Origin of the sequence: Limnohabitans sp. (genome assembly GCF_023910625.1) — a bacterium.
In the GTDB taxonomy this organism is placed as follows: Bacteria; Pseudomonadota; Gammaproteobacteria; order Burkholderiales; family Burkholderiaceae_C; genus Limnohabitans_A.
This window is the reverse complement of record NZ_JAAVVW010000003.1, coordinates 1,525,789-1,541,007: the sequence shown is the minus strand read 5'-3', so window position 1 is coordinate 1,541,007 and position 15,219 is coordinate 1,525,789. Positions and strand designations below refer to the sequence as shown.

Below are 15,219 nucleotides of genomic sequence, written 5' to 3'. Positions count from 1 at the left end.
GTCAAACAATGCACCCGTGACCCCGCCTGCAGAGTCGGGACCGCTAAAATCGGTGCATGACCGCTGATTCTGCCTCCATTGACCTCAAGCATCATTTCCTGATCGCCATGCCCGGGTTGGAGGACGAGGCATTCGCCCGCAGCGTCATCTACATGTGCGAGCATACCCCCCGTGGGGCCATGGGCCTGATCATCAACAAACCCGCTGACATGAGCATGGGCCACCTGTTTGACAAGGTGGATATGACGCTGCGTCGCCAAGACCTGATGCATAACCCGGTCGGCCAGGGTGGCCCGGTGCAGACCGAGCGTGGCTTTGTATTGCACGACCCGATGCGGATGGACAAGCCCGAGCCAGAGGGTGGCTCGATTTACGCCTCCACCTTGACGGTGCCCGGGGGGCTTGAGATGACCACTTCTCGTGACGTGCTGGAAGCCCTGTCTTCGGGTGCAGGCCCGCGCAGGGTGTTGATCACCTTGGGTTATGCGTCCTGGGGGGAGGGGCAGCTCGAATCCGAATTGAGCGAAAACGCCTGGCTGACGGTGCCGGCCAGCGCCGATGTTGTTTTTGAGGTGCCCATGGCCGAGCGTTACGACCGCGCCCTGGAACTTCTGGGCCTCAAAAGCTGGATGCTCTCGCCTGATGCGGGGCACGCATGAACAGCACGCCCGACCAAGCCATCCCTTCCCATCACCAGAGTTTTCTGGCTTTTGACTATGGCCTCAAGCGCACTGGCGTGGCCGTGGGCAACCGACTGATCAAATCGGCTACTCCGCAGGGCACCATCGCCGCCGAGGGCGACGCCCGCTTTGAGCACATTGCCAAACGCATCCAAGAGTGGCAGCCCGATGCACTGGTGATCGGTGTGCCCACCCATCCCGATGGCGGCGAGCACGAAAACACCTTGCGCGCCCGCAAGTTCGGCCGCCAGTTGCGCGGCCGTTTTGGCCTGTCGGTGTACGAAGTGGACGAGCGCTACACCACCACCGAAGCGCATGCTTATGGCGCCAAAGACGCCGATGCGGCGGCGGCGGCGATCATTCTGGACCAATTCTTAAGGAGCCTGCCATGAGTGCTTTGGCGTTGAATGCAGAAGCCCTGTACCAAGAACTCTTGCGCGGCGTGCGCAGCCTGTGTCAGGACAACACCCGCCTCGTGGGCATCACCTCGGGTGGTGCCTGGCTGGCCCAGCGCCTGCAACGCGACCTGGGCCTGGCCGGTGAAGCGGGTCTGGTGTCTTCGGTCATGCACCGCGACGACTTTGCCCAGCGCGGCTTGTCGGCAGGTGGTCAGACCAGCATGCCGTTTGAGGTGGCTGGGGCCGACATCCTGATCCTCGACGATGTGCTCTACACCGGCCGCACGATTCGCGCCGTGCTGAACGAAATCTTTGACTACGGCCGCCCCGCCCGCGTGCAGCTGGCCGTGCTGGTGGACCGTGGTGGGCGCCAGCTGCCGGTGCAGGCCGACTTCGCCGCTGCCCGCGTGGCCCTGCCCGAGACGCAATCGCTGGCGCTGGCCCGCGACGAGGCGGGTCGATTCAGTTTCGAAGTGGAGAACAAAGCCTGACTGAGGTGAAAACAACATGCTCTACAAACGCAACAACCCCCAACTCAACCAAAACGGCGAGCTGATCCACCTGCTCTCCACCGAAGGCTTGTCCAAGGACATCCTCACCCACATCCTTGATACGGCGGCCAGTTTCGTCAGCGTGAGCGACCGCGAAGTCAAAAAGGTGCCCCTCTTGCGCGGCAAGAGCGTGTTCAACCTGTTTTTTGAAAACAGCACCCGCACCCGCACGACCTTTGACATTGCCGCCACCCGCTTGTCGGCTGACGTGTACACGCTGGACATTGCCCGCTCGTCGGCAGCCAAGGGCGAGTCGCTGCTCGACACGATTGCCAACCTGAGCGCGATGGCCGCCGACATCTTTGTGGTGCGCCACAGCGAGTCGGGCGCGCCGTATTTGATCGCGCAGCATGTCGCGCCCCATGTGCATGTGGTCAATGCGGGTGACGGGCGGCACGCCCACCCTACCCAGGGCCTGCTGGACATGTACACCATCCGGCACTACAAAAAAGACTTTGCCAACCTCACCGTAGCCATTGTGGGTGATGTGCTGCACTCGCGCGTGGCGCGGTCTGACATTCACGCACTCACCACGCTGGGCTGCGCCGAAGTGCGTGTGGTTGGCCCCAAAACGCTGGTGCCCGCCGACATGGCCCAGATGGGTGTGCGCGTGTTCAACAACCTCGAAGAAGGCATCAAGGACTGTGACGTGGTCATCATGCTGCGCCTGCAAAACGAACGCATGAGCGGCGCGCTGCTGCCCTCCAGCCAGGAATACTTCGAGAGTTTTGGTCTGACCCCCGAAAAACTGCAACGGGCCAAGCCCGACGCCATCGTCATGCACCCGGGCCCGATCAACCGGGGGGTCGAGATCGACTCGGCCGTGGTCGACGGCCAGCAAAGCGTGATCTTGCCGCAGGTGACCTTTGGCATCGCGGTGCGCATGGCGGTGATGAGCATCGTCGCTGGCAACGAGGCTTAAGGAAAAAACCATGAAGCTCTTGATTCAAAACGGCCGCGTGATCGACCCCGCCAGCGGCTTTGACCAAACCGCCGATGTGACCATCGCCGCCGGACGCATCGTGGCCGTGGGCCAGTTGCCCGCCGACTTCAAGCCCAACCGCGTGATCGATGCCCATGGTTGCATCGTGGCACCGGGTCTGGTGGATTTGGCAGCACGCCTGCGCGAACCTGGCCAGGAGCACGCGGGCATGCTGGAGAGCGAAATGGCCGCCGCTGTGGCCGGTGGCGTGACCTGCCTGGTCTGCCCGCCCGACACAGACCCGGTGCTCGACGAGCCGGGTCTGGTCGAGATGCTGCGCTACCGCGCCGAAAAATTGCACCAAGCGCGTGTGCTGCCGCTGGGTGCGCTCACGGTGGGCCTCAAGGGCGATGTGCTGACCGAAATGGGCCAGCTGACTGCCGCTGGTTGCGTGGGGTTTTCTCAGGCCGAGGTGCCGATTGCCAGCACCCAGGTGCTGCAACGCGCGCTGCAATACGCCAGCACCTTTGGCTACACCGTCTGGCTGCGCCCGCAGGAGCTGCACCTGGGCAAAGGCGTGGCCGCCAGTGGCCCGCTGGCCACGCGCATGGGCTTGTCGGGCGTCTCGGTGGCGGCCGAGACGATTGCCCTGCACACGATTTTTGAGCTGGTGCGCAGCACCCGTGCCCGCGTGCACCTGTGCCGGATCAGCAGCGCCCAGGGCGTGGAGCTGATCCGCAAGGCGAAGGCCGAGGGCCTGCCCGTCACGGCCGATGTGAGCATCAACTCGCTGCACCTGACCGACGCCGACATGGGCTACTTTGACAGCCGTTCCCGCCTCACGCCGGTGCTGCGCCAGCAGCGCGACCGCGACGCCTTGCGTGCAGGACTGGCCGATGGCACGATCGACGCGCTGGTGTCGGACCACACCCCGGTGGACGCCGACGCCAAGGCTTTGCCATTTGCCGAAGCCGAACCTGGTGCCACCGGCATGGAGCTGCTGTGGAGCCTGGCGCTCAAGTGGGGTCAGGAGGCCGCTTTGCCTGTGCCGCAAGTGCTCTCGCGCCTCACCGCCGATCCGGCCGGCGTGCTCGGCACCACCTTGGGTAACCTGCAAGACTCAGTGGGTCATCTGGCCGTGGGGGGCGTGGCCGATGTGTGCGTGCTGTCCACCGAAGGCCACTGGTTGGTGAGCGAGGCTTCGCTGCGCACTCAGGGCAAAAGCACGCCGTTTTCCGGTTACGAGTTGCCCGGCCGCGTGTTGGCGACCGTGGTGGGGGGGCAAGTGGCATTCGCAGCCCACTGAGCCCATGTTTGTGTCTTGCTGATCGTTATGCGCTCATTGACTGCGGTTTGGAGATTGCTCAGGGGCTTGTGGCATGGCCTTGTGGGCATGTGGACCATCTACCTGCGCTTTCCCCAGTTGACCCCTGAGCAGCGTGAAATGCGGGTTCAAGCCTGGGCGCTGAAGTTGCTGGCGATTTGGGGAATCCATGTCCGGGTGTTGGGTCAGCCCCTGATCGTGGGGCCGGCGATGCTGGTGAGCAACCACATTTCATGGCTTGATATCTTGGTTATTCATGCGGCACGGCATTGCCGATTTGTCTCGAAATCCGACATCCGCGAGTGGCCCTTGGTAGGTATGCTGGCTACGGGTGCTGGCACGCTCTACATCGAGCGCACCAGCCGAAAGGATGCGCTGCGCATGGTGCGCGACATGGCCAATGCCATGAGAGACGGTGACGTGGTGGCTGTGTTTCCAGAGGGCACCACCAGTGATGGTCGAGACCTGCTGCCCTTTCATGCCAACCTGATCCAGGCAGCGATTGATGTCCAAGCGCCGATTCAGCCCCTGTCGCTGAAATTCATGGATGTACCCAGTGGCTTGCCCAGCTTTGCGCCTTGTTACATCGGTGATGACACCCTGATCGGCTCCATGTGGCGCACACTGAAAGCCCGACGTATTGAGGCCGTATTGCATTTTGGCCAACCCCAGGATGCCATGGGGCGAGACCGCCGCGCATGGGCGCAAGACTTGAGGCAAGACATCATTGACCTGCGGGACGCCGATGTCCCCGCACAGGCCAAAAACTCACGCTCGCTCAGACAAGCTTGACGGGTTGGTATTTGGGGTCTGTGTGCTCGCAGGCCTCGGCTTTGGCGCAAGGCATCTGGCACAGGTCGCGATCGGTCACGGGGCAGGCGCGGTTGAAAGTCACCACATGGTCCACCTCGGCGCGGATGCCGATCCATTCGCCGATCTTGTGGTCGTGGTGGCTGGGCACATGCGCCATCAGCAAATCGCCGCTGGCCAGTCGCAAGGTGTACAAAAATTCCGAGCCCCGAAAGGCTTTACGGATGATTTCAGCCTTCACCGGAGCGTCGTCGTCGTGCACGATGTCATCGGCGCGCAACAGCACATCGCAGTAGCCACCTTCAAAGACGTTGGGCAGTGGGCATCCGCCCACATCCCGCAGTTCGCCCACTGCTGTGCTGACCAGCACATGGCCATCGACCTCGCGCAGCGTGGCAGGGGTGAACACGCCATGACCGATGAAGTCGGCCACAAAGCGGGTGGCCGGACGGTGATAAAGGCTGTAGGCGTCGTCCCACTGGTGCAGCTGGCCTTCGTTCATCACACCAATCACGTCGCCGATCGCGAACGCTTCGAGCTGGTCGTGCGTGACCAGCAGGGCGGTGGCCCGGGCGGCTTTGAGGATGTTGCGTACTTCTTGCGCCAGACGTTCGCGCAGGTCGATGTCCAGGTTGGAAAACGGCTCGTCCAGCAGCAGCAGGTCGGGCTTGGGAGCCAGGGCGCGGGCCAAAGCCACGCGTTGCTGTTGGCCCCCCGACAACTCGTGCGCAAAGCGCTTGTCAGAGCCGGTCAGTCCCACGAGTTCCAGCACCTCGGCCACCCGTTTTTGGCGCTCGGCTTTGGGCAGGTGTTCCAGGCCAAAGCCGACGTTACGGCCTACGTCCATGTGCGGAAACAGCGCATAGTCCTGAAACACCATGCCGATGCGGCGACGCTCAGCTGGCTCGGTGTGGCCCTTTTCACTAACCACCCGGTTGGACAGCAAAATCTGCCCCCCCGAGATGGGCTCCAGCCCTGCCACCGCACGCAGCAAGGTGGTTTTGCCGCAACCAGAAGGCCCGATCAGTACACCGATATCGCCCGAACGCAAGCCGAGGTTTACCCCGCGCACGGCGGGCGAGGTGCTGCCGGGATATTGGACGTCGAGTTGGCGCAGTTCTAGAAACATGACAAGGATTGTAGGCAGGTTGAGTAAGCCCGAGACTGGCCTTGCCATCAAGTTGGCAGCTCAAGTGGTTTCTGATGGGGGCTATCTACAATAGCCACGATATGCTGAACACTCTGGCCCGTCATTTATCGGGTCTTTCCTCTTTGTTGTTTGTCGTGTTGGCCCTGGCTTTGACTTTGCCCGTGCTGGCCGTTTTGGGCTCGTGGCTGCAATGGGGCAATGACAGTGCCGACATTTTGCTGTCGATGGTCCGCACCGTGCTGCCCGATTACGCACTGACCACGCTGGGTTTGTGCCTGATGGTGGCGGTGGGGGTGACCTTGACGGGTGTGACCACGGCGGCATTGGTTACCTTGTTTGATTTTCCGGGACGCCGCGTTTTTGAGTGGCTGTTGCTCTTGCCCCTGGCCATGCCCACTTATGTGGTGGCCTATGCCTACACCGATTTTTTGCAGTTCAGTGGGCCGCTGCAATTGGCTTTGCGCGAAACGTTGGGCTTCCAGGGACGCTTGTGGCCCGATGTGCGCAGCGTCTGGGGTGCGGCGCTGGTGTTCACTCTCTCGCTTTACCCGTATGTGTATTTGCTGGCTCGCACTGCCTTGGTCGAGCGCGCTTCGGGTCTGATGGAGGCGGCGCGCCTGCTGGGTGCGCCCCTGTCCCGTCGCATCCGCGAAATCGCTTTGCCGCTAGCGCGTCCGGCCGTGGCAGCCGGCGTGGTGCTGGCACTCATGGAAACCCTCGCTGATTTTGGCGTCTCCAGCTATTTCGGTATCCAGACCTTCACAGCGGGCATTTACAAAGCCTGGTTGTCGATGGACAACCGCATGGCGGCGGCGCAATTGGCCACGGTTTTGCTTTTGGTGGTGTTTGTGCTTTTGCAGCTGGAGCAGCGCGCCCAAAAGCGCATGCGTTTCAACCAGGCTCGCGCATCCCGTCAGTGCTCAGACGAGGCCCAGCCTGTCCGGTTGCTGGGCGCACGCTGCGTGCTCGCTTGGGGGCTTTGCAGCTTGCCGGTGCTGCTGGGTTTTGTGCTGCCGGCGCTCATCATGCTGCGCGCTTTGGTGAACGACACCACCGACATACCCTGGGAGCGTTTTGGCCAGTGGGCCTGGACCAGTTTGCGTCTGGGTATCTTGACCGCTGTGCTGGCCGTGGGCGTAGCGCTGGCACTGTCTTTCAGCGTGCGCACGCGCGGTGATGCGATCAGCCGCTGGGCCATTGGGCTGGTGGGCCTGGGTTATGCCATTCCAGGCGCGGTGGTGGTGGTGGGCTTGCTGCTGCCGGTGGGCTGGATTCAGCAAATTTGGCCCGCGTCCTCAGTCGGTGCCTGGATGACGGCTACTTCGCTGGGTCTGGTGTGGGCGTATCTGGTGCGCTTTTGTGCAGTGGCGTTGCAATCGGTGCAAAGCGGTTATGCGCGCATCCCGGACAGCCTAGACGATTCGGCCCGCATGCTGGGCGTGACCGGCTGGGGCTTGATGAGTCGGGTGCACGCCCCGCTGCTGCAGCGCACCACCATCGCGGCGGCCTTGCTGGTGTTTGTCGACGTGATGAAGGAGCTGCCCGCCACCATGGTGTTGCGCCCTTTCAACAGCGACACGCTGGCGGTAGTGGCTTACCAGTTGGCGCGCGACGAGCGTCTGGGCGAGGCGGCATTGCCCTCGCTGGCGCTGGTGCTGGTGGGCCTGATTCCAGTGATCTTGCTCAGCCGAACCTTGCGTCAGCGTGCAGGCTGAGTCGGGCTGACCATGGCCTGGCGCAAGCGATGGGCGTGGGCTTTTAGCACTTCGCGGGGCGGGTCTTTGCGGGGCCAGGACAGGGCGATGCCATCATTGGCATGCCGAGGCACCACATGCATGTGAAAGTGGAACACGGTTTGATCGCCCTCTTTACCGTTGGCTTGCAGCACGGTCAGGCCCGGTGGTGCAAAGGTGGCCATCACTGCTTTGGCCACACGGTGGACAGCGCGCATCATGGCTGCGGCTTCGTCAGCGCTCAGATCGAGCAAGGTGGCTGCGTGGCGTTTGCTGGCCACTAGCACATGGCCGGGGTTGACCTGGCCCAGGTCCATGAAGGCCAGGGTTTCCTCGTCTTCGTGGACGATGGCGGCAGGGATATCACCCGCTACCAGTTTGCAAAAAATGCAGCTGTCTGGTGGGGAGGAGTCAACAAAGATCGGCATTGCTTGTCCTTTAATACAAAGAAGGTGTTGGCGCAAAAAGAGTCGGCATCCGTGGAGGACATTTTTGTTGGGGTGCACACCACGCGATTTTTCCACGGAAGCTGTGCCGAAGGCGCGCCTTGCGTGAACTGATCATTGCACCGGCGTTTCCTGATGACTGATTTGGACGGTCCCAGCCTTTCAACATTTGGTAATCATTGTCTTGATATAAAACACCCTGGAGGTTGGTCAGCGGCTATAAAGTCCATTGCCCACATTTGATCCCTCTGCGGGGCCAAAACCCAGTCGACAGGATTTCAACCGTCTTGAGCATCATGCATATCGAATCGTTTTTCGACCCCGCCACATCTACCTTCAGCCATATCCTGGTGGACTTGCCAGCCAGGCAATGCGCCCTGATAGATACGGTGCTGGACTATGACCCCAAGTCGGGCCGTACCAGCACGGCCGGCGCTGACCGCCTGGTAGCCCGCGTCAAAGATCTTGAGCTGAACGTGCAGTGGCTGCTGGAGACCCATGTGCACGCCGACCATCTGTCGGCAGCGCCTTATTTGCAACAGCAATTGGGTGGGCAGTTGGCCATTGGCGCGCACATCACCACGGTGCAAAACGTGTTTGGCAAACTGTTCAACGCGGGCACCGAATTTGCCCGCGACGGCAGCCAGTTTGACCGCCTGCTGGCCGATGGCGATTTCTTGCAAATCGGCAGTTTGCATTTGCATGCCATGCATACGCCGGGCCATACCCCCGCCTGTATGAGTTATGTGGTCACTGATGCCAGCATGCAAGCTGCCCGCCAAGTTGCTTTTGTGGGGGACACTCTGTTTATGCCTGACTACGGCACGGCCCGTTGCGACTTTCCTGGCGGCTGTGCCAGCTCGTTGTTCCAGTCCATCCAGAAGGTGCTGAGTCTGCCGGACAACACCGAGTTGTACCTTTGCCACGACTACCCGTCTAACGGGCGGGAGCCTCAGTGCGTGACCACCGTGGCCGAACAGAAAAAAGGCAATGTGCATGTGCACCAAGGTGTGCAAGAAGAGGCGTTTGTCCAGATGCGTCAAGCGCGCGATGCCACTTTGTCCATGCCCTTATTGATGTTGCCTTCGGTGCAGGTGAATATGCGGGCTGGTCATATGCCTGAGCCCGAGGACAACGCCACGGTTTACCTCAAAATCCCGATCAATGTGTTCTGAGCCGAAATCGGCCCCTCGCCTACCGGATGAACCTTAAAAGGGTTGCTTATCTTTTTTGCTGGATAAGCAAAGAACAAATCAATGGTTGGACTTTGCGTCAAAATCGGCACAATGTCGCGACATTCATAAATTTGAGTCATTTGAAGATATAAACCATGGCCAAAACAGTTCACAAGAATCACGGAGCCCTGACCGAATCCGAAGAGGTTTTTGAAAAAGCCGCCGAAGTTTTCCGGGTCATGTCTGCGCCGATGCGCTTACGCATCATCAGTGCCTTGTGCAATACCGAAAAAAACGTGGGTGAATTGCTTACCGAGATCGATACGACCCAACCCAATATGTCCCAGCACCTCAATACCCTTTACCAAGCGGGCGTGGTTGCCAAGCGCCGGGATGGCGTACAAATTTATTACCGCATCATCAATGAGCGGGTAGTGACCCTGTGCCGTGCTGTTTGCGTCCAGATCGCGAGCGAGTCCATTTGAATGACCCGCGACAGTTGCAAGCCGGGTTTTCACGGGTACGCTTCTTCCCCCGTTGCGAATACTATTCCTGAGTGAGGAGTAAAGAATGAAGAACTACTTGCTGTTTCTGCTTGGCTTGCCGATGGAAGTCAAAGTGGTGACCGCTGGTTCAACCGAGGTGGCCAACTTGCAGGCCAAGAAAGGTTTTTTGTATTTGCGTTCCTGAGCTGGCGTGCTGATGCTGGCAAACCATTTTTTCGAGGAAACCCCATGAAGATGAAACACTTTTTGACAGCGGCATCCTGGCTCGTTTTATCGGGTCTGGTCCAGGCCCAGATTGATCCGCTCCAGGCCCGCAGTCTGGCCGCTTCTTGTGCCGCCTGCCATGGCACCGATGGTCGCGCCCAGCCGGGCATGGTCTCCCTGGCAGGATCAAACAAGGATGACGTGGTCAGGAAAATGCTGGACTACAAGGCAGATCGCGTTCCCGCCGCCACCATCATGCACCAGCTCGCCAAGGGTTACACCGATGAGCAGATTGTGGCCATCGCAGGCTACTTCGCCGCCCAAAAACGATAAGGAACACTGACATGCAACGTCGTCATTTTTTACAAACCGGCTCCGCTTTGGGTGCCCTGGGAATGGTTTCGGGGTGCGCCACCTTCGGGGGTGGCAGCGGCCCCAAAGTGGTGGTCATTGGTGGGGGTTATTCCGGTGCCACAGCCGCGAAATACCTGCGCATGTGGTCTGACTACAAGATCCAGGTCACCCTGGTGGAGCCCAACAATGCCTTCATCTCCTGCCCCATCTCCAACCTGGTGATCGGCGGCAGCAAGACAATGGCGGACATCACCACCCCTTATGACAACCTGACCAAGCGGCATGGCGTCAAGGTCATCAAGGACCGCGTCAACACCATCGACGCTGAGAAGCGCACGGTCAAGTTGGCGGGTGGTACAGAGTTGACTTATGACCGCCTGATCGTCTCGCCTGGCGTAGACTTCATGTGGGAAACTTTGCCCGGCATGAACCGTACTGGGGCCAAAGAGCAGGTGATGCACGCCTGGAAGGCTGGCGAGCAAACCCTGACCCTGCGCAAGCAACTCGAAGCCATGCCTGACGGTGGCGTTTTTGCCATGTCGATTCCCTTGGTACCTTACCGATGCCCTCCTGGTCCCTACGAACGGGCCTGCCAGGTGGCCGACTACTTCACCAGGGCCAAACCGAAGAGCAAAGTGTTGATCCTAGATGCCAACGACGATGTCACCTCCAAACCAGCACTATTCAAGAAGGCTTGGACCGACCGCTATAAGGGCATCATCGAGTACCGCAGCAAACACAATGTGACCGATGTGGATGCGGCCAACAAGACCTTGAAATTCGAATTCAACGAAGACATCAAGGCCAGCGTACTGAATGTGATCCCAAGCATGCGTGCGGGTGACGTGGCCGTGAATGCCGGTTTGGCCACAGCCAACAAGCGTTGGTGCGAAGTGGACTTTTTGACCTTTGAATCCAAGGCGGCCAGGAATGTGCACGTGTTGGGCGATTCGATCCAGATTGCTCCGGGTATGCCCAAGTCGGGGCACATGGCCAACCAGCATGGCAAGACCTGTGCCGCTGCGGTCATTGCTTTGTTGATGGACAAGCAGGTCAATAACATGCCGGTTTACAACAACACCTGCTACAGCTTTGTCAGCTCCAGGGACGTGGTCCATGTGGCCAGCGTGCACCGCTACGATGCTGAGAGAAAGACCATGGTGACTGTGCCCGGCTCTGGTGGCGTTTCGAGTGTTGCCAATGAGCTGGAAGGTGTTTATGCCTTGTCCTGGGCGCAAAACATTTGGGCCGACACACTGGCCTGAAGACGCCTGCCTTTCACGCTCAAGCCGCAATCCTAGATTGCGGCTTTTTTTTGGGGGGGTCAGAGATCCCAGCCCATACTTTTGTGCATGCGCCAGGCCAAGCCTGCTCCCAGCCAGATGGCGAGCAGTGTGAGCCAGGCCGTTAACGAGAAAATGGCCCCACCGGTTAACCCAGCGCCCACTGTGCAGCCACCTGCCAAAACAGCGCCAAAGCCCATCAACACCGCGCCCGTCAGGTAATGACCCAGCTTGTTTTCGCTTTTGAAACCTTCAAACTTGAAATCTCCACCAAGCAGTGCACCCAACAATGAGCCGACAAAGGTGGCGGGCAGCAAACCGGCATCGAAGCCTGGACTGGGGGATGTGGCACTCGACAAGACCCGCATCAACATTTCAGCCGAAGGGCTGCTGAAGCTCAGGCTTTGGATTTGCACCGCTTCAAACGACTGGGAAGCAATGGCCTGGGTCAGTCCCCAGCCCAAAGCGATGCTCAGGCCGGTAATGAGCGAAAAAGTCGCCAGGCCCCAACGGTTCGGGTGCGTTTTGAAGAAAAAGTATAAACCGGTGCTCAGCGCCAGCAAGGCCAGCACCAGACCGCCGGAGGCCCCCAGGCCCAACAGGTAAAGCAAGTCTCTGGCAGGGCCTCCGTCTACAGGCCACCAGCTGGCCAAGGCTCGGCGTGCAGGGGCGAGCCAACCTCCAATGCTGGCCTGTACGGTGACGGCAAAGACCAAACCGGCCAACAATGCACGCATATTCCCATTGGCCGACAAAATCAGCAAGCGACTCGCGCAGCCACGCGTCAGGATCATGCCAGCGCCAAAAAACAAGCCACCCAAGAACGCGCCGGAAATGCTCCCGGGTAAAGCGATGTAGCGGGCATCTGCAGGCTTGAGTTCGCCCATGAACACCAAAGCCTGAACACCCAGCAGGCAAGCGCCAAATGCCAGCCACCAAACACTGAACCGCTCGTGAGTCCGGCCTTCACAGCATTCGATCACGGCAGCCCGGGCGCAAAAGCGACTGCGTTGCGCGGCAAAGCCAAAAATGAAACCCACCAAGGCTCCCGCCAATGCCAGTACATTCGTGTCGCCCCAGGATTCGAGCAAACTTGCGAGATTCAAGGTTTTCTCCAATAATTCATTCATTTCTTATATTTGTCCAGCTTTTTAGTGTGCAGTCTGACTGTCAAAGACAAAACCCGATATTGTCCACTTTCTTCAATCCATGTCCCCAGTATTCTCTTTATTCGACAGGCCGATGTGGCGACGACGTGACTGTTTGGCGCTGGCCGGATTGGCTTTGAACTTGGGGACAGCCTGGGCACAGCGAACAGGGGCGACCTTGCCCGCAGCCCAATCCTTGCCCGACGAGTTGGCCCGTGCCCTTCAAAACAATCAACCTCTGGTGGTCATGGTCAGCCTGGACGGCTGTATTTTTTGTCGCCAGGCCCGCCAGTCGCATCTTTCACCTTTGCAGAAGGCGGGGACGGTGATCGTTCAGGTTGACATGCGCAGTTCGCAAGCGGTTCTGGATTTCAATGGCAAGCTCACCACCCATGACCAGTTGATCCGAGGCTGGCGGGTTTCGGTCGCACCCACGCTGCTTTTTTTCGGGTTGGGCGGCACAGAGGTGGCCGAGCGAATGGAGGGTGCCTACTTGCCCGACTTTTATGGCCCCTATCTGGACCAGCGCCTGGCTACAGGACGCAAGTCCTTCTGACATGCAAGTGTGGCGTTACGAATGCCCGAGGTGGGTAGCCGTCTGCACATGCCGCGCATTGGTTTGCTCAATGGGCAGAGTTTTGATCTGGCACAGAAGGCTGGTCGGCCCTTGTTGATTTAATGGTGGTCCGGCACTTGCCCGTTTTGCGCCTTGCAAAGCCCCGGCATGGATGACCTGTGGGGCGAACACCGAAGCCAAGGCTGGAGCATGGTGGCCTTGTCGATAGACCGAGAGCCTGATGACGCCATTGCTTATTTGGCCAGGCATGGCTACACCTTACCGGCGGCCTGGGCCAGCCCAATTTGGAGGCAGTCTTTTCCCAAGCCCAAAGGCCTGCCCATTCCACTGCTGGTGGGGCGCGATGGCCGTTTGCTTCTGAGCGAAAAAGGCCAAATGTTTGCCGAAGACGTGCAGGCCATCGGGAAGTTGCTGGGCTGACCGCCACCACCTTGGGTGCGCCAGCACACCGACAAACGCGCGGGCCTTTTTTACAGTGACACCCTCCTTGGGTTTTATTCACTGCAAAGGCCAATATGAACGACACCACCAATTCGCACACCCTCATTTCGGCGCTGGGCGCCGACGTCTCTGCTTCGGTCAATGAGGCAATACAAAAAGCCCGTCCGGCGATGGCTGATATGGCCGATCGGGTGCATGATCGCTTTCACGACTTGGCTCAACACGCCAAGGACACAGCGATGCAAGCCGAGCGTCAATTGGAAAAAGAAGCCCGGCACGCCAAAAACGTGGCCGAGCAGGTCATTGCGCATGCGCCTTTTCAATCGGTCATGATCGCGGCGGGCACTGGCGCAGCCGTGGCTTTGGCGGTGTCATGGTGGTTGCAACACCGCCACGACTGATGCTCAAACAGCTGATCAAACTGCTGGTGTTGTCCCCAGGCTTGCTGCGCGAGCATGCACAGGGTTACGCTGCTTTGGCCAGTCAGGCTTGGCAGCAACATTTGCGTGTGCTTCAACTGCGCTGGGCCTTATATGCCTTGGCGCTGGTTTGTGGTTTGCTTGCCTTGGGTTTGGGTAGCGTTTCTTGTTTGCTGTGGGCGGCATTGCCTGCACTCAGCGAGCGCCATGTCCTGGTGTTGTGGGCACTGCCTTTGGTTTGGTTGGCGGGCGGTTTGCTGTGTTTTACTTGGGCCCGCAGCTTGCGCCTTCCGCCACTGCTGGATCAATTGCAGGCGCAAGTTAAACTGGATGTGCAGGCCTTGCGGACTGCGCAAGTCGCATGAGTGCAGGCGTTGATCCCGAACATCGCTTGGCCGCTTCGCGGGCCAGACTGGCCGTTGCTTTGCGAGAGCCCGCTTGGCTGATTCTGTTGCAACGCTGGGCCCAAGCGCAAGTCATGGACAAGGCAAAGGTGCCGCCGAGTGCTGCAACAGATAAGTCAAGGGTGACCGACTGAGGTAGGAGATGAGCCGCAGACAGTGGCTGCTGGCCTGCGCTGCGCTTTCAGCGCAGTCGGCCAAACTCAAAACCTGGGCGTGGATTGTCGGGTTAGGCGGTGGCGTGGGCAGCCTGGCGGTGGTCTGTTTGACGGGACATCAATCAGGCTTGAACACGGCGCGGTCGCTGGAGGCTTGTTCGTAGCGGCGGGCGATGTTGCCGCACACCAAATCACACAGCGCATAAATAGAGGGGTCGCTGACGCGGTAGAAAACGCTGACGCCACGGCTTTCTCGTTCCACCAACCCGTGCTGGGCCAGGTAAGACAGGTGGCGAGAGACGTTGGCTGCGGAATAGCTGCTGAGTTGGGCCAATTCGCCCACGCTGCGCTCTTGTTCGCGCAGCAAATTCAGGATTTTCAGGCGCGTGGGCTCAGACAGCGCCTGGAAATAGGCGGCGATCTGGTCCAGTGCTTTGTCGGGCAGGTCTTTCATGGTGCGCTCCAATTTACAGCTTTTTTGCCTTGAATGGACGGCAGGCTTGAAAAGATTGTATTATTGCGTGAACAAGCAAATAAGC

At 59.6% G+C, this 15,219-nt stretch carries 19 protein-coding genes; 15 read left to right on the top strand and 4 right to left on the bottom strand.

The features are described 5' to 3' along the window. Positions 1 to 56: 56 nt before the first annotated feature. From HEQ17_RS10660 to HEQ17_RS10635, 6 genes are read left to right on the top strand one after another with little or no spacing between them, the layout of a single operon-like run. Positions 57 to 659 carry a YqgE/AlgH family protein gene (locus HEQ17_RS10660; RefSeq protein WP_296292726.1) on the top strand — a complete coding sequence of 201 codons (603 nt, stop codon included), beginning with the start codon at positions 57 to 59 and terminating at the stop codon, positions 657 to 659. Beyond that, a complete protein-coding gene (ruvX, locus tag HEQ17_RS10655; RefSeq protein ID WP_296292725.1) occupies positions 656 to 1,072 on the top strand; it encodes a Holliday junction resolvase RuvX in 417 nt (138 codons plus the stop codon). Before HEQ17_RS10660 ends, ruvX begins: the two co-directional genes overlap by 4 nt. Continuing rightward, the gene (gene pyrR, locus HEQ17_RS10650) at positions 1,069 to 1,569 is read left to right on the top strand and encodes a bifunctional pyr operon transcriptional regulator/uracil phosphoribosyltransferase PyrR (RefSeq protein ID WP_296292723.1); all 501 of its coding nucleotides are present in this window, start codon (positions 1,069 to 1,071) and stop codon (positions 1,567 to 1,569) included. Before ruvX ends, pyrR begins: the two co-directional genes overlap by 4 nt. Positions 1,570 to 1,585: 16 nt before the next feature. Further along, positions 1,586 to 2,551, top strand: a complete 966-nt coding sequence (locus HEQ17_RS10645; protein ID WP_296292722.1) for an aspartate carbamoyltransferase catalytic subunit — start codon at positions 1,586 to 1,588, stop codon at positions 2,549 to 2,551. Between the two features lie 10 nt (positions 2,552 to 2,561). Next, positions 2,562 to 3,857 carry a dihydroorotase gene (locus HEQ17_RS10640; protein WP_296292721.1) on the top strand — a complete coding sequence of 432 codons (1,296 nt, stop codon included), beginning with the start codon at positions 2,562 to 2,564 and terminating at the stop codon, positions 3,855 to 3,857. A gap of 27 nt (positions 3,858 to 3,884) precedes the next feature. Further along, positions 3,885 to 4,667, top strand: coding sequence for a 1-acyl-sn-glycerol-3-phosphate acyltransferase (locus HEQ17_RS10635; protein ID WP_296292720.1), 783 nt, complete (start codon positions 3,885 to 3,887; stop codon positions 4,665 to 4,667). Here the strand turns inward: HEQ17_RS10635 and HEQ17_RS10630 are convergent. Next, positions 4,654 to 5,814: an ABC transporter ATP-binding protein gene (locus tag HEQ17_RS10630; RefSeq protein WP_296292719.1), complete on the bottom strand. Its 1,161-nt coding sequence runs from the start codon at positions 5,812 to 5,814 to the stop codon at positions 4,654 to 4,656. The two genes, HEQ17_RS10635 and HEQ17_RS10630, sit on opposite strands and share 14 nt — an antisense overlap. Before the next feature lie 101 nt (positions 5,815 to 5,915). On the opposite strand from HEQ17_RS10630, the gene HEQ17_RS10625 reads away from it, so the two are divergent. Continuing rightward, a complete protein-coding gene (locus HEQ17_RS10625) occupies positions 5,916 to 7,550 on the top strand; it encodes an iron ABC transporter permease (RefSeq protein WP_296292718.1) in 1,635 nt (544 codons plus the stop codon). Here the strand turns inward: HEQ17_RS10625 and HEQ17_RS10620 are convergent. Further along, positions 7,535 to 7,996, bottom strand: a complete 462-nt coding sequence (locus HEQ17_RS10620; RefSeq protein WP_296292717.1) for an HIT family protein — start codon at positions 7,994 to 7,996, stop codon at positions 7,535 to 7,537. The two genes, HEQ17_RS10625 and HEQ17_RS10620, sit on opposite strands and share 16 nt — an antisense overlap. Positions 7,997 to 8,310: 314 nt before the next feature. Here HEQ17_RS10620 and HEQ17_RS10615 point away from each other — a divergent pair, with 314 nt between their 5' ends. The 4 genes from HEQ17_RS10615 to HEQ17_RS10600 all read left to right on the top strand — a co-directional run bounded on the left by HEQ17_RS10615 (position 8,311) and on the right by HEQ17_RS10600 (position 11,518). Beyond that, positions 8,311 to 9,189, top strand: a complete 879-nt coding sequence (locus HEQ17_RS10615; RefSeq protein WP_296293731.1) for an MBL fold metallo-hydrolase — start codon at positions 8,311 to 8,313, stop codon at positions 9,187 to 9,189. Positions 9,190 to 9,344: 155 nt separating this feature from the next. Beyond that, the gene (locus HEQ17_RS10610) at positions 9,345 to 9,674 is read left to right on the top strand and encodes a metalloregulator ArsR/SmtB family transcription factor (protein ID WP_296292716.1); all 330 of its coding nucleotides are present in this window, start codon (positions 9,345 to 9,347) and stop codon (positions 9,672 to 9,674) included. Between the two features lie 249 nt (positions 9,675 to 9,923). After that, positions 9,924 to 10,232: a c-type cytochrome gene (locus HEQ17_RS10605; protein WP_296292715.1), complete on the top strand. Its 309-nt coding sequence runs from the start codon at positions 9,924 to 9,926 to the stop codon at positions 10,230 to 10,232. 11 nt (positions 10,233 to 10,243) lie between these two features. Further along, positions 10,244 to 11,518, top strand: a complete 1,275-nt coding sequence (locus HEQ17_RS10600; protein WP_296292714.1) for an FAD/NAD(P)-binding oxidoreductase — start codon at positions 10,244 to 10,246, stop codon at positions 11,516 to 11,518. Between the two features lie 59 nt (positions 11,519 to 11,577). On the opposite strand, the gene HEQ17_RS10595 is transcribed toward HEQ17_RS10600, so the two are convergent. Then, positions 11,578 to 12,666: a YeeE/YedE family protein gene (locus HEQ17_RS10595; RefSeq protein WP_296292713.1), complete on the bottom strand. Its 1,089-nt coding sequence runs from the start codon at positions 12,664 to 12,666 to the stop codon at positions 11,578 to 11,580. A 112-nt stretch (positions 12,667 to 12,778) separates the two neighbouring features. On the opposite strand from HEQ17_RS10595, the gene HEQ17_RS10590 reads away from it, so the two are divergent. The 4 genes from HEQ17_RS10590 (at position 12,779) to HEQ17_RS10575 (ending at position 14,486) form a co-directional block, all read left to right on the top strand. Next, a complete protein-coding gene (locus tag HEQ17_RS10590) occupies positions 12,779 to 13,240 on the top strand; it encodes a thioredoxin fold domain-containing protein (protein WP_296292712.1) in 462 nt (153 codons plus the stop codon). A 168-nt stretch (positions 13,241 to 13,408) separates the two neighbouring features. Beyond that, complete coding sequence (locus tag HEQ17_RS10585) at positions 13,409 to 13,681, top strand: hypothetical protein (RefSeq protein ID WP_296292711.1); 273 nt, start codon at positions 13,409 to 13,411, stop codon at positions 13,679 to 13,681. A 95-nt stretch (positions 13,682 to 13,776) separates the two neighbouring features. Then, positions 13,777 to 14,103 carry a hypothetical protein gene (locus HEQ17_RS10580; protein ID WP_296292710.1) on the top strand — a complete coding sequence of 109 codons (327 nt, stop codon included), beginning with the start codon at positions 13,777 to 13,779 and terminating at the stop codon, positions 14,101 to 14,103. Beyond that, a complete protein-coding gene (locus tag HEQ17_RS10575) occupies positions 14,076 to 14,486 on the top strand; it encodes a hypothetical protein (protein WP_296292709.1) in 411 nt (136 codons plus the stop codon). The genes HEQ17_RS10580 and HEQ17_RS10575 overlap by 28 nt, the downstream gene beginning before the upstream one ends. A 312-nt stretch (positions 14,487 to 14,798) precedes the next feature. Here HEQ17_RS10575 and HEQ17_RS10570 read toward each other — a convergent pair whose 3' ends face one another. Continuing rightward, positions 14,799 to 15,134, bottom strand: a complete 336-nt coding sequence (locus HEQ17_RS10570) for a metalloregulator ArsR/SmtB family transcription factor (protein WP_296292708.1) — start codon at positions 15,132 to 15,134, stop codon at positions 14,799 to 14,801. Positions 15,135 to 15,219: the final 85 nt, after the last annotated feature.